Source organism: Rhizobacter terrae, from assembly GCF_003852895.1.
In the GTDB taxonomy this organism is placed as follows: domain Bacteria; phylum Pseudomonadota; class Gammaproteobacteria; order Burkholderiales; family Burkholderiaceae_C; genus Albitalea; species Albitalea terrae.
In genome coordinates this window covers 14504-27546 of record NZ_QUSW01000005.1, presented here as the reverse complement: position 1 = coordinate 27546, position 13043 = coordinate 14504, and the positions used below count along the sequence as shown (strand labels likewise).

General features: G+C 67.6%; 14 protein-coding genes. 9 read left to right on the top strand and 5 right to left on the bottom strand.

Annotation, left to right across the window (positions count from 1 at the left end; translation table 11 throughout):
• Nucleotides 1–33: 33 nt before the first annotated feature.
• On the bottom strand, nt 34–1002 hold the full coding sequence (locus tag DZC73_RS17745) for a GlxA family transcriptional regulator (RefSeq protein ID WP_124541707.1): 969 nt from the start codon (nt 1000–1002) through the stop codon (nt 34–36).
• 96 nt (nt 1003–1098) lie between these two features.
• Here DZC73_RS17745 and DZC73_RS17740 point away from each other — a divergent pair, with 96 nt between their 5' ends.
• Nucleotides 1099–1755 carry an isochorismatase family protein gene (locus tag DZC73_RS17740; protein ID WP_124541706.1) on the top strand — a complete coding sequence of 219 codons (657 nt, stop codon included), beginning with the start codon at nt 1099–1101 and terminating at the stop codon, nt 1753–1755.
• On the opposite strand, the gene DZC73_RS17735 is transcribed toward DZC73_RS17740, so the two are convergent.
• Entirely contained in the window at nt 1756–3021 is a 1266-nt protein-coding gene (locus DZC73_RS17735) for a D-amino acid dehydrogenase (protein ID WP_124541705.1), read from the bottom strand.
• Between the two features lie 132 nt (nt 3022–3153).
• On the opposite strand from DZC73_RS17735, the gene DZC73_RS17730 reads away from it, so the two are divergent.
• Both DZC73_RS17730 and DZC73_RS17725 read left to right on the top strand, forming a co-directional pair.
• Nucleotides 3154–4635 (top strand): AMP nucleosidase, encoded by a 1482-nt coding sequence (locus DZC73_RS17730; RefSeq protein WP_124541704.1) that lies wholly within the window; start codon nt 3154–3156, stop codon nt 4633–4635.
• Nucleotides 4632–5861: a hypothetical protein gene (locus DZC73_RS17725; protein WP_124541703.1), complete on the top strand. Its 1230-nt coding sequence runs from the start codon at nt 4632–4634 to the stop codon at nt 5859–5861. The genes DZC73_RS17730 and DZC73_RS17725 overlap by 4 nt, the downstream gene beginning before the upstream one ends.
• On the opposite strand, the gene DZC73_RS17720 is transcribed toward DZC73_RS17725, so the two are convergent.
• The 3 genes from DZC73_RS17720 to DZC73_RS17710 are packed head-to-tail and all read right to left on the bottom strand — an operon-like array spanning nt 5858 to nt 7350.
• Nucleotides 5858–6469 carry a hypothetical protein gene (locus tag DZC73_RS17720; RefSeq protein ID WP_124541702.1) on the bottom strand — a complete coding sequence of 204 codons (612 nt, stop codon included), beginning with the start codon at nt 6467–6469 and terminating at the stop codon, nt 5858–5860. The genes DZC73_RS17725 and DZC73_RS17720 overlap by 4 nt on opposite strands.
• A 20-nt stretch (nt 6470–6489) precedes the next feature.
• Nucleotides 6490–6708, bottom strand: a complete 219-nt coding sequence (locus DZC73_RS17715) for a hypothetical protein (RefSeq protein WP_124541701.1) — start codon at nt 6706–6708, stop codon at nt 6490–6492.
• A gap of 18 nt (nt 6709–6726) precedes the next feature.
• A complete protein-coding gene (locus tag DZC73_RS17710; protein WP_124541700.1) occupies nt 6727–7350 on the bottom strand; it encodes a hypothetical protein in 624 nt (207 codons plus the stop codon).
• A gap of 354 nt (nt 7351–7704) precedes the next feature.
• Between DZC73_RS17710 and fusA the strand changes: the two genes are divergently transcribed.
• The 6 genes from fusA to DZC73_RS17685 all read left to right on the top strand — a co-directional run bounded on the left by fusA (nt 7705) and on the right by DZC73_RS17685 (nt 13025).
• Nucleotides 7705–9765 carry an elongation factor G gene (gene fusA / locus DZC73_RS17705; RefSeq protein WP_124541699.1) on the top strand — a complete coding sequence of 687 codons (2061 nt, stop codon included), beginning with the start codon at nt 7705–7707 and terminating at the stop codon, nt 9763–9765.
• Between the two features lie 210 nt (nt 9766–9975).
• Nucleotides 9976–10200, top strand: coding sequence for an osmotically-inducible lipoprotein OsmB (locus tag DZC73_RS17700; RefSeq protein ID WP_124541698.1), 225 nt, complete (start codon nt 9976–9978; stop codon nt 10198–10200).
• Nucleotides 10201–10349: 149 nt separating this feature from the next.
• Nucleotides 10350–10916, top strand: coding sequence for a hypothetical protein (locus DZC73_RS17695; protein WP_124541697.1), 567 nt, complete (start codon nt 10350–10352; stop codon nt 10914–10916).
• Nucleotides 10917–11257: 341 nt separating this feature from the next.
• A complete protein-coding gene (locus DZC73_RS30035; protein WP_198414886.1) occupies nt 11258–11425 on the top strand; it encodes a hypothetical protein in 168 nt (55 codons plus the stop codon).
• Between the two features lie 60 nt (nt 11426–11485).
• Nucleotides 11486–11749, top strand: a complete 264-nt coding sequence (locus DZC73_RS17690; protein ID WP_235835185.1) for a hypothetical protein — start codon at nt 11486–11488, stop codon at nt 11747–11749.
• A gap of 169 nt (nt 11750–11918) precedes the next feature.
• Entirely contained in the window at nt 11919–13025 is a 1107-nt protein-coding gene (locus tag DZC73_RS17685; protein ID WP_124541696.1) for a DUF2855 family protein, read from the top strand.
• Nucleotides 13026–13043 lie beyond the last annotated feature (18 nt).

Here is a 13043-nt window from a genome sequence, read left to right as displayed (position 1 = left end):
CGCCTGACGCTGACACCTTGCGGACAGCGTGGCTCAGCCGGCGTGGAACTGCCGCCGGTAGGCCGAGGGCGAGGTGCCCAGCGCGGAGGCGAAATGCTGCCGCAGCGACACCGCGCTGCCGAAGCCGCTGCGCTCGGCCACGTCGTCGATGGAGCGGGTGGTGGTTTCCAGCAGGCGCCGCGCCATGGTCAACCGCTGCTGCTGCAGCCACTGGCCCACGGTGGTGCCGGTGGCCTGGCGGAAGTGACGGGTGAAGGTGCGCCGGCTCATGGCCGCGCGGTCGGCCAGCGAGTCCAGGCTGTGCGGCTGGGCCAGGTGCTTGAGCGCCCAGGCCATGACGCCACCCAACCGGTCGTCCGCACGGGAGGCAGGCACCGGCTGCTCGATGTACTGGGCCTGTCCGCCCTCGCGGTGCGGCGCCACCACCATGCGGCGCGCCACGTGGGCGGCCACGTCGGCGCCGTGGTCGCGGCGCACCATGTGCAGGCAGCAGTCGATGCTGGCGGCCGTGCCGGCTGAGGTCAGCACCTGGCCGTTGTCGACGTAGAGCACGTCGGGCCGCAGGTCGACCGTGGGGTAGCGCTCGGCGAATGCCCTCGCGAGCGCCCAATGGGTGGTGGCGGGCTGGCCATCGAGCAGGCCCGCCTCGGCCAGCACGAAGGCGCCCAGGCACAGCCCGACGATGCGCGCCCCGCGCCTGTGCGCCGAGCGCAGCGTGCGCAGCAGGGCCTCGGGCGGCGCTCGCTGGTCGTCATGCCAGGACGGGACGATGATGGTGTCGGCCCGCGCCGCGGCCGCCAGGCTGTAGGGCGCCTCGATGGCGAAGCCCGCGGTGGTGCGCAGGCTGCCGCGGTCAACCGAGCACACCAGCAGCCGGTAGCGCGGCACGCCGTGGCCGGCCATGTCCGGACCGAACACCATGCAGGGCACCGAGAGGTGGAAGGGGCTGATGCCGTCGAAGGCCACGACGGCGATGGTGCGGGCGGGCTTGTCGGCTGGCATGGCCCGATTCTATCGATTGTTGTCATTCGGGCCACTGTGCCGGAACGCCTGCGGCGCCAACAATGAACCCATCGTCAACACCCCGGAGAGAACACCATGGCCACACCCCGCCGCGCCCTCGTCGTCATCGACGTGCAGAAGGAATACTTCATCGGCAACCTGCCGGTCGAATACCCGCCCGTCGAGCAGACCCTGCCCAACATCGCCCGGGCCATGGATGCGGCGCATGCCGCAGGCATCCCGGTGCTGGTGGTGCAGCACAGCACGCCGCCGGGCACGCCCGTCTTCGCCAAGGGAACGACCACCTGGGCGCTGCATGACGAGATCGGACGCCGGCATCGCGACCATCACATCGAGAAGGGCTGGCCCAGCGTCTTCACGCAGACCGACTTCGCCGACTGGCTGAAGGCCAACGAGATCGACACCATCGCAGTCACCGGCTACATGACGCAGAACTGCGTGGCGTCGACGCTGTTCGAGGCTTTCCACCGCGGCTACGCGGCCGAGGTGCTCAAGGATGCGACCGGTGCCGTGCCCTATGCCAACGCCGCCGGTAGCGCCACTGCCGAGGAGGTGCATCGCGTGCTCAACGTGATCTTCCACTCGCGCTTCGCGTCGGTGACGGCCACGGACGACTGGATCGCCGCGGTGCAGGCGGAACGGGCGATCCCGATGGACAACATCCCCGCGTCGAACCTGCGGGCCCGGCAATTGGCAAGGTCAGCAGGGACAGCAGCCACGAAGGCCGCGTGATCAGCCGTAGGCGTGCGGGTAGCGCTCGACGGTGAGCCCGTCCATGTCGATCTCCGGCTCGCGTCCGCCGATCAGGTCGGCCATGACGCAGCCGGTGCCCGCCGCCATCGTCCAGCCGAGCGTGCCGTGGCCGGTCGCGATGAAGAGCTTCTTCAATCGCGTGCCGCCCACCACCGGCGTGCCGTCGGGCGTCATCGGCCGCAGCCCGCACCAGAAGGTGGCCTTGGACACGTCGCCGCCCTGGGGGAAGAGGTCGGTCACCACATGCTCCAGCGTGCGGCGGCGCGAGTCGTGCAGCTGCAGGGTGTAGCCCGCCAGCTCGGCCGTGCCGCCGGCGCGGATGCGGTCGCCCAGCCGCGTCACCGCCACCTTGTGCGTCTCGTCCATCACCGTCGATTCCGGCGCGCCGCGCGCGTCGGTGATGGGCACGGTGATCGAGTAGCCCTTCACCGGATACACCGGAATGCGGATGCCGATCTCGCGCAGCGCCAGCGGCGAATAGCTGCCCATGGCGACGAGGTAGGCATCGGCCTGCAGCGTGCCCTGGTCCGTCTCGACGCCGGTGAGCTGCGTGCCGTCGGAGAGCAGCCGCCGCAGCGTGACCTGGTGGCGGAACTGCACGCCCCGCTCCTGTGCCAGCGCGGCCAGCCGCTGCGTGAACTGGAAGCAGTCGCCGGTCTCGTCGCCCGGCAGCAGCAGGCCGCCGACGAACTTCTCGCGCACCGATGCCAGCGCCGGCTCATGCTTGATGCAGCCGGCCGGGTCGAGCACCTCGAAGCGCACGCCATAGCGGCGCAGGATGGCGATGTCCGCCGCGGTGCCGTCGAGCTGCTTCTGGGTGCGAAACAGCTGCAGGGTGCCCTGCATGCGCTCGTCGTAGCGGATGCCCGTCTGCTCGCGCAGCTCCCGCAGGCAGTCGCGGCTGTACTCGGCCAGCCGCACCATGCGGCTCTTGTTGAGTTCGTAGCGCGCCGTGGTGCAGTTGCGCAGCATGGACAGGCCCCAGCGGATCAGGCCCATGTCCAGATGCGGGCGAATCACCAGCGGCCGGTGCTGCATGAGCAGCCACTTGATGGCCTTGACCGGCACGCCCGGCCCGGCCCAGGGCGCCGAATAGCCCGGCGACACCTCGCCCGCATTGGCGAAACTGGTTTCCAGCCCCGGCCCCGCCTGTCGGTCGACCACCGTCACCTCGTGGCCTGCCAGGGCCAGCTGGTAGGCGCTGGCCACGCCGATCACGCCACTGCCAAGAATCAACACCCGCATGCCTGATCCTCGAATTGTGTGAACGGGCAGTCTAGGGCCTGTTCACACCAAATGCATGCCCGCGCCATGCCTTGCGACATGCGCGGGACATGGCGGCGGGTACAGAATAGATGCCAGCCCACAAGGAGCCCCATGGCCTCGCTTCCGAACTTCATCGCCCCCGCCCGATTCGATGACCCCGCTGCCGCCTTGGCCCAGGTGCGCAGCATCTACGACACCAGCGTGGCGCACCTGCGCGATGCCTTGCAGCGCTACGTGGCCGGCGAGACACTCAGCCAGCATGTGCGGGCCTGCTACCCCTTCGTGCGCGTGCACACCGACACCGTCGCCCGCGCCGACTCGCGCCTGAGCTACGGCTTCGTCGCCGGCCCCGGCACCTACGAAACCACCCTCAGCCGGCCCGACCTCTTCGGCGACTACTACCTCGAACAGTTCAGACTCCTGCTGAAGAACCACCACGTCTCGCTGGAGGTGGGCACCAGCAACCAGCCGATTCCCATCCACTTCTCGCTGGCCGAGAACGACCACCTCGAAGGTTCGCTGGATGCCGCCCGGCGCCTGCTGATGCGCGACATGTTCGACCTGCCCGACCTGGCTGCGATGGACGATGGCATCGCCAACGGCACGCACGAGTCCAGCCCCGGCGAGGCGCAGCCGCTGTCGCTGTTCACCGCGCCGCGCGTGGACTACTCGCTGCACCGCCTGCGCCACTACACCGGCACCGTGCCCCAGCACTTCCAGAACTTCGTGCTGTTCACGAACTACCAGTTCTACATCGACGAGTTCGTGCGGCTGGGCCACGAGACCATGGCTTCGGGCGACAGCGACTACGTGGCCTTCGTCGAGCCCGGCAACGTGGTCACGCGCCGCGCAGGCCTGCCCATGCGCCCGGGCGACGACCTGGGCGCCGTGCCGCCGCGCCTGCCGCAAATGCCCGCCTATCACCTCGTGCGCGAGGACCGGGCCGGCATCACCATGGTGAACATCGGTGTGGGCCCGGCCAATGCCAAGACCATCACCGACCACATCGCCGTGCTGCGACCGCACGCGTGGATCATGCTCGGCCACTGCGCCGGCCTGCACAACACGCAGCAGCTGGGCGACTACGTGCTGGCCCACGGCTACGTGCGCGAAGACCACGTGCTGGACGAAGACCTGCCGCTGTGGGTGCCGCTGCCGCCGCTGGCCGAAGTGCAGATGGCCCTCGAAGCCGCGGTGGCCGACATCACGCAGCTCAAGGGCCGCGAGCTCAAGCGCATCATGCGAACGGGCACGGTGGCCAGCACCGACAACCGCAACTGGGAGCTGCTGCCGCAGCGCACGCCCGAGCGCCGCTTCAGCCAGAGCCGCGCGATCGCGCTGGACATGGAGTCGGCCACCATTGCTGCCAACGGGTTCCGCTTCCGCGTGCCCTACGGGACGCTGCTGTGCGTGTCGGACAAGCCGCTGCACGGCGAAATCAAGCTGCCGGGCATGGCCAACCACTTCTACCGCGAACGGGTGGACCAGCACCTGCGCATCGGCATCCGCGCGATCGAGCTGCTGCGGCAGGCGGGCGTGGACCAGTTGCACAGCCGCAAGCTGCGCAGCTTCGCCGAGGTGGCCTTCCAGTGAAGCGGCTGGTCCTGGCTGCCGCCGTGGCGCTGGCGGTGTCGTCGGCGCAGGGCGCCTCGCTGGTCGAGACCTACAAGGATCTGGTGAGCACGGCGGCGAGCGGGAGCAATTCCGTCCTGTCACCTGAACAGCAAAAGCTCCTGGAAGATCCCGCGCAGCTGCTGGCCTCGCTGGAGAAGCAGTTCTACGACAAGCCATCCATCGAAAGCCTCGCCTGGTACGGCTCGGTGGCGGAAGACCTCGCCTACATCAGCATGTCGCGGCGTGCGACCTCGCCGGTGTCCACCGCCTGGGTCAAGCCGGCGCGTGCCACCTGGCGAAAAATGCTGGCCCACATGGAGCACGGCTGGGCGGCCGGCAGCCCGTGGCCGCGCTTCGGCGAGCTGCACTTCGAGAGCTTCGTGCCCACGGCCCTCGCCGATTCGCTACCCTGGCCCGACCAGGCCTTCGCGTCGGTTCTGGTGCAATGGTTTCCGCGCGCCGTGCCGTCCTTCTTCCAGCGCGACACCGACGCCTACTTCGCCGGCGGCGAGCCCTTGACCAAGCGGCAGATGCTGCGCGGCGGCGCGGCGGGCCAGGTGTTCTACGTGGCCGAGATCAGCCACCTCGGCATGTCTGACGAGGCCAGCCGGCCGACCTCGCTGGCCGGCGGCTTCCGCAGCGCGCACAGCTGGCTGGAGTTCCTGAAGGGACAGGGCGATGCGCCAGCCATCAAGTTCGTCAACGCTTCGCAGTACGGCATCGACGGGCTGCTGGGCACGATCGGCGTGGACGTGAATGCACCACCGTCGGTGCCGGTGATGGCCATCACGCGCGAAGGCGGTGTGTCGGCCAGCGGCATGCGGGTCACGTCCCGGCACATCAACTGCGGCACGACTGAAGGCGTGCGTGTGAGCTTCAGCGCGCCGCTGAAATCCTCGCCGCTGGCGTATTTCGCCACGCTCAAGCCGGTGACCACATCCAAAGTGAGAGTCAAGCGCGTCGGCGAGTTCGACAGCCGCGACCCTCATGCAGCGCCTGATTCACGGCCGTTCCACTACACCGGCTACCGCGTCGACCTCGATGGCGATGGCCAGACCGACCTGGTGATCATCCAGGGCCAGGGCCCGGCCGACCTGCCCACCGGCGGCTACCACCCCGAGGACAGCCTGCAATCCATCGTCTACGCCAACATCGGCGGCGTGTGGAAGCGCGTGGCGCTCGCGGCGGAAGGCGGCTGCACCTAGGGCCTGTGCGCCCACACCGCCTGCGCATGCCGCAGCAAGGCGCAGGCGAAGAGCGTTTCGGCCAGCAGCTCGAAGCCCTCTTCGAAGACCTGAACGAAGAGGTCGTTGCTGGCCAGGTCCAGGCCCAGGGCAACGAAGCCGGCGAGCACCGCAGCCACCATCCAGCGCATGCCCGCGAAGCGCGGCGCGGCCGGCGACCGCAGCAGCCACGCCAGCACCAGCACACCACCCAATCCGTACACGAGGATGGGCAGGTCGCCCACGCGACCCATCGCCTCCACGTTGCCGCCGTAGAAGCGGAACAGGATCCAATCCTTCAGGCGCTCATGCCCCATGAAGCGCTCGTCGAGCGCCGCGCCGGCCAGCCCCACGGCAACGAGAGACCACCCGGGCGGGCGCGAGCGCTCCACCGTAGCGAGCAGCAAGGCCAGGCTCGCACAAGACCACAGCATCGACGACTGCAGCCAGGCCGTGGGTGCCTCTTCCACCGCCACCGCCTGCTCCAGCCACGGCCAGTTCAGCCAGATGATGGCCACGAAGATGCCCACCACCGCCAGCACGGCGGCGATGAGCGGCATCGGAGAAAGACGGGGGCTGTCGCGATCCATGCCGCGACTCTACGCGGCGGCTACTTCTTGTCGTCCTTGCGCAGCTCGTGGTAGGTGCGGTCCGCCACCGGTCCGCGGTCGGTGTCCTCGCGGCCGCTTTCCACGTCGTCGTGCGCGCGGCGCATCAGGTCGCGGCTCTTGTCGTTGCTGCTCTCGCCATGGGTCGACTGCGCGCCCGTGCCTTCGTCGCGTTCATGCGGCATCAGCGGATCGCGGCTCTTGTCTCGCGGCGTGATCATTGCCAACTCCTTGGAGTGTCAGAACTTGCCGCGCAGGTACAAGCCCAGCCCGCCGTGGCTGGGCTTGAGCGCCAGCCTGTAGCCCGAGTCGAGTTGCATGCCCAGGGCGCCATGCTCGAAGCCCAGCGTGCGCTGCGCCGGTTTCCATTCCATGCCGACCTTGGTGTTGACGTAGTTGCCGGACGCTTCCGCGCCCAGCCCGCGCACGCCTGACGCATCGGCGTAGACGGTGGACTCCTTGGTCACGTGATAGCGCAGGCCGACGGAGACGGAGGGCGCGGCGCCAGACAGCGCCACGGGCCCGTCCACTCGGCCATCGGGTCGGGGCGTGACATAGCCCAGGGTGCCGACACCGACACCCACGCCGACGCGGCCATGAGAGGTCCACAGCTTGTAGTCCACACCGGCAAGCTCGGACAAGGTGCGGCTGCCATCGCTGCTCAGCGCCGTCGGGCCGTTGGAAGGCAGGCGGCTTCGCACGGCGCTCACCTCGGGGGTCATCCTGAATCCTTCCGCGGGCGGCTGCTGCACCGCGGCAATCTTCGCGCCAGCCAGTTCCGCAACACCGCCATCGGCACACCACCCCGTCTGCACCAGGGCAGCCAGCGCGATAGCCGACACGAGAGGATGGACTAGCTTCATGGCAGTGCAGGATGAACGGCTGTTGGGTATTTCAAGTTTCGTTGGCCGGCCCCGCTGCGTCTGTCAGCAGCGACTGGGACGCGGTGTAGGACGACAAGCGAGTTCTACCTTCATTGGACGCCTCACGCCCTCCCTCATTCCAGTGAATTCAATGGGCCTTTCTCGGCCAATTCATCTTGGAGCAAGGGAAAACCAGATGAACGCAGCGCAGCAATCGACGCGCCTGCGGCCTCGTCCGCAGGCAGCGCGCCACCAGCGGCGCGGCAAGGGTCAAGTGACTTGCCCGCTCACTTGCAAACTCGTACGCTCGAAGCCTATCGACCGCGGTCCAGGAACTTCCAGGAGACAAGCGCCATGTCGACCACCAATGCGGAGATTGCCGGCATCCGAACGATCGCCCTCGTCGGACAGACGACGGCGGGCAAGACGAGTCTGGTCGAATCCTTGTTGTGGAAGGCAGGTGCCATCGGCGCACCGGGCAGCCTGGAACGAGGCACCACGGTGTGCGACTTCGATCCGCTGGAGCGGCGGGCACAGCACTCCATCAATGCGGCGGTGGTGCACTTCACGCACCGCGAGACGCGCATCCACCTGATCGACACGCCGGGGTATCCGGATTTCGTCGGGCAATCGATGACGGCGCTGGAGGCGGTGGACACCGCGGCCATCGTCATCAACGCGCAGACGGGCATCGAGATGATGGCCACGCGCATGATGGACTGGGCGGCCAGGCGCAATCTTTGTCGCATGATCATCGTCAACAAGATCGACGGCCAGGGCCTGGACCTGCCGGGGCTGGTCGAGCAAATTCAGGCGGCGTTCGGCAAGGAATGCCTGCCGCTGAACCTGCCCGCCGCCAACGGCACGGAAGTGGTGGACTGCTTCTTCAATCCGGCGGCCTCGCCCGGCCACGAGGCGGATTTCTCGTCGGTCGAGAAGGCGCATCGCGCGCTGGTGGAACAGGTGGTCGAAGTCGATGCCGCCTTCGTCGACCGCTACCTCAACGACGGCGACGTCGACCCGCGCGAGCTGCACGCGCCGCTGGAACAGGCGCTGCGTGAGGGCCACCTCATTCCGATCTGCTTCGTCTCTTCGCGCAACGGCGCCGGCGTGGCCGAGTTGCTGGACGTGATCGACAAGCTGCTGCCCAACCCCAGCGAAGGCAATCCGCCCCAGTTCTACAAAGGCGAAGGCGACGACGCAAAGGAATTGCACGCCGACACGGATGCCGGCAAGCACGTCATCGCCCACGTGTTCAAGGTCACGGTGGATCCGTATGTCGGCAAGATGGGCATCTTCCGCATTCACCAGGGCACGGTCACCAAGGACAGCCAGCTCTACATCGGCGACGGCCGCAAGCCATTCAAGGTCGGCCACCTGTTCATGCTCAAGGGCAAGGACCATGTGGAGGTGGTGCGCGGCGTGCCGGGCGACATCTGCGCCGTGGCCAAGGTCGACGAGATGCACTTTGACGCCGTGCTGCATGACGCCGCGGAGGACGACCACCTGCACCTCAAGCCGCTGGATTTTCCGGTGCCCGTGCATGGCGTGGCCATCGAACCCAAGCGCCGCGGCGACGAGCAGCGCATGTGGGAAATCCTGCAGAAGCTGGTGGACGAAGACCCCTGCCTGAAGGTCGAGCACGTGGCCACCACCAACGAGACCGTGGTCTACGGCTTGGGCGAGCTGCACCTGCGCACGCTGCTGGAGCGCATGAGCGAGACCTACAAGTGCGAGGTCAACACGCGGCCGCCGCGCATTGCGTATCGCGAGACCATCACCGCGAATGCCGAAGGCCATCATCGCCACAAGAAGCAAAGCGGCGGCGCCGGGCAGTTTGGCGAGGTGTACCTGAAGGTGGAGCCGCTGCCGCGCGGGGCGGGCTTCGAGTTCCTGGACCAGGTCAAGGGCGGCACCATTCCCACGCAGTTCATTCCCGCGGTCGAGAAAGGCATCCGCCAGGCGCTGGACAACGGCGTGATCGCCGGCTTCCCGGTGAAGGACGTGCGCGTCATCGTCTACGACGGCAAGTCGCACTCGGTGGACAGCAAGGACATCGCCTTTGCCACCGCCGGCCGCAAGGCCTTCATCGACGCGATGCTCAAGGCCCGGCCCATCGTGCTGGAACCGATCGTGAAGGTGGAGATCACCGGGCCCGAGAGCGCCATGGGCGACATCACCGGCGACCTCTCGTCCAAGCGGGGCCAGGTGAACGGCACGCATGCGCTGCAGGCCGGCAGCATGACGGTGAGCGGGCAGGTGCCGCTGTCCGAGCTCAACGGCTACCAGGCCCGGCTCAACGGCATGACCGGCGGCCAGGGCCGCTACACGCTGGAGCTGAGCCACTACGAGGCGGTGCCGCCGACCATCCAGACGCAGCTCACGAGCCAGTACAAGATCAAGGACGAGGACTGAACCCCTCTGCCGTGGTCGCCGCTGCTGTAGGACAGGGCGGACACCAGGTCCCTTCCACGTCCGACTGACGCCGGACACTCTTTCGCCGATCCTTGGGACACCGAAGAGGCGGATGTCCGAACGAGACGCCGCCATGTGGCCCACCCGCTGCTCGGGCAGGCACCCGTTGGGGAACGCATCTCGTCGAGCAGTTTCAGAGGAGAAGCGGAAATGTTGATCTCTGTACGTACCGTGTCTGTGAGCGCGCTGGTCCTGGCCCTGGCATCGGGTCTGGGCGCCTGCTCGAACATGTCTCGCCAGGACAAGGCGACCGCCATTGGCGCCGGTCTGGGCGCCGTGGGCGGTTCCGTGTTGACCGGCGGCAGCACCGCGGGCGCCGTCGGCGGTGCCGTCGTGGGCGGCGTGATCGGTCACGAGACCGAAAAGAAGAAGTGAGAGATCGCCCCCGGTCTGGGGGCGACAGCGGCCGCGGCGCGACAAGCTGACTGTCGGCATGCGACCCAAGGCGGGCCCTGCGGGGCCCGCCTTTCATTCTGGCCGGACGGCGCCATCTCCTGGTGATCGAAGCTTTATCATCACGCCTCATGCAATCCGGCCACCGTGACGTTGCCCAGATCCGCCTAGACAACGCGCTGGCCCTGTTCGACGAATTTGTCCACCACACCGTGAAGCACCCTGATGCGGCGACGCTCAGGGGGCTCGAACGCCGCTTTGCGGAGCGGCTGCAGATCCAGCCCAGCTACTGGAGCCAGATCAAGGGCCGGTCGCGGCAGATCGGCGAGCGCCTGGCTAGGCAGTTCGAGCAGCTGTGCCACAAGCCCTATGGCTGGATGGACCAGCCGCACGATGAGTTCTCGGCCGCGACGGCACAGTCTCCCGCCGCACAGCCCGCCCGAACCGACGACGACGCCACCCGCATCGTCCCGCAGGACGACGACGAGCGATTCATCATCGGCCTGGTGCTCACCTACTACCGGCGGCACCCTCAGCGGGCCAAGACGCGCCTGCTGGACCTGCTGGGCGAGGTGCTGACCCCACCTCCGCAACCACCCCAGCCGCCCTCGCCCCCCAAGGCCCCTCAGCAGGACATCAGCATGGACCTGTGGTCGCGCACGCAGGCCGGCGTGGCACCGCTCAAGCGCAAAAAATGACACGCCCCTTGAATTAGGGGGAACTTTTTTGAGCAAGGGGGCTTGCGCAAGATAATCAATTGTTTATCATCTGCGCAAGTTGTGATCGGAAGCCCCTTCCATCCAGCGACACCCCCGTTCCACCCATCTCCCGGAGTCCCATGTCCCGTTTCCTCGTTCTGAATCCGTCCAAAGCTGGTCGCACTGCGCGACGAGCGCTGGCGTTGATTCAGTGCCCAGCGGACATGGAGGCACCACCCGGCAAACCGCCACGTTGAGCGTTCCTCACACGGAACACTCCACCTAACGGCCCGGGAGCATCACAGCCCCGGGCCGTTTCGCTTTTCGCATCGGAGAGTCCCATGAAGATCACGCTCAAGTCCCGCAAACCCCGCAACCCGCTGGTCATCGCCGCCCATTTCCGGCGCGCCGGTTCGCACCGCCCAGGCGGATCCGCCCTGCGACAGCAGGCCGCCCGCACCCTGCGCCGCGAACTCGACCAGCTCAGTCGTCCGAAGTACAGCCCATGAACAGCCCCCGGCGCCCCTGATCTTCCAGCGCGGCGCCAAGAGACACCGAAGGAATGAATCATGACGAGCATGAAGCCCTTGTCCCTCGGAGCCCAGAGCGCCTCGCCTTGGTCTCACCCCGCGCGCAGCGTCGCTGCTGCGAGCCTGAAAAGCGCAAGCGCCGCCCTGGCGCGCCTCGCGCAACGCCTGGCGGTCCCCGCCCCGGTGGCAGCCCCGCCGCTGCCCCAGGTGCTGGAGTTCTACGCCGACGCCGGTGCGCCCGAAGGCGCGCTCTACCTCGACGGCCAGCTGGTCGGATGGGTTCCCGGCGTGAAGCGCCTGTGATGCGGCGCTTCCTCGGCCCGGCCTGCTTCGCAGCCGGGCCTTTTCTTTGCGCCTCGTGCCTGGTGGTGGGGCTGTGGAGTTGCACCTGCCGCGACGCACGGTGTCTCCCGCGTGATAGCGTGCCGAAAGCGCAATGCGCACGCTCGCTGCTTCGCATCGGAGACATTGCATGAGCACTTCCCGTGAGTTCATTGTCCAGCGCAACGACCTGCGCGAGGTTCGCGTGGTTGAATCGATCGAGCATCCGCCGCTGCCCGATGGCACCGTGCGGATGCGTGTCGATTGCTTCGCGCTGACGTCGAACAACATCACCTATGGCGCCTTCGGGGACGCCATGCATTACTGGGATTTCTTCCCCTGCGAGGTGCCGGGCTTTGGTCGCATTCCCGTGTGGGGCTTTGCTGAGGTGGAAGCCTCGAACGTGGAAGGCATTGCCGTCGGCGAGCGCTTCTATGGCTACTACCCGATGAGCACACACGCCGTGCTGCAACCGGAGCAGGTCGGCAAGGGCGGCTTCGTGGACGGCGCGCCGCATCGCCGCGAGCTGCACGCGCTGTACAACCGCTACATGCGCTGCTCGGCAGACCCAGGCTACCGGCGCGAGCAGGAGGCACAGACCGCCTTGCTCAAACCCCTGTTCACCACGTCGTTCCTGATCGACGACTTCCTCGCCGACAACGGGTTCTTCGAGTCGCAGGCCGTGATCCTGTCCAGCGCATCGAGCAAGACGGCCTACGGCACGGCGTTCTGTATGCGGCAGCGGCTGGGGTCCGGCGGCGGCGTGAAGATCATCGGGCTGACATCGCCCTCCAACCTCGAATTCACCCGCGCGCTGGGCTGCTATGACGAGGTCATCGCCTATGACCAGGTCAGTGGCCTGCCAGCGCACACGCCTTCGGTCTATGTCGACATGAGCGGCAGCGCCCAGGTTCGGCACGACATCCATCATCACTTCGGTGATGCGCTTCGCTACAGCTGCTCGGTGGGCGGCACGCACTGGACGGAGCTGGGCGGCGGCAAGGGCCTGCCCGGACCTCGTCCCACCTTGTTCTTCGCGCCGGCGCAGGCCGCCAAGCGAATGAAGGATTGGGGACCCGGCGAACTGCCTGGACGGATCGCCGTGGCTTGGCAGGCCTTCATGAAGCCGGTCAACGATGCGCAGTCGCCCTGGCTCATCGTCGAGCGCGGCACCGGCCCGCAGGCGGTGGAGAAGGTCTACCGCGAGCTGATCGACGGACGCACCGATCCGCGTCTCGGCCACGTGCTCAGCCTGTAACCGGCCCTTCGGGCTTGG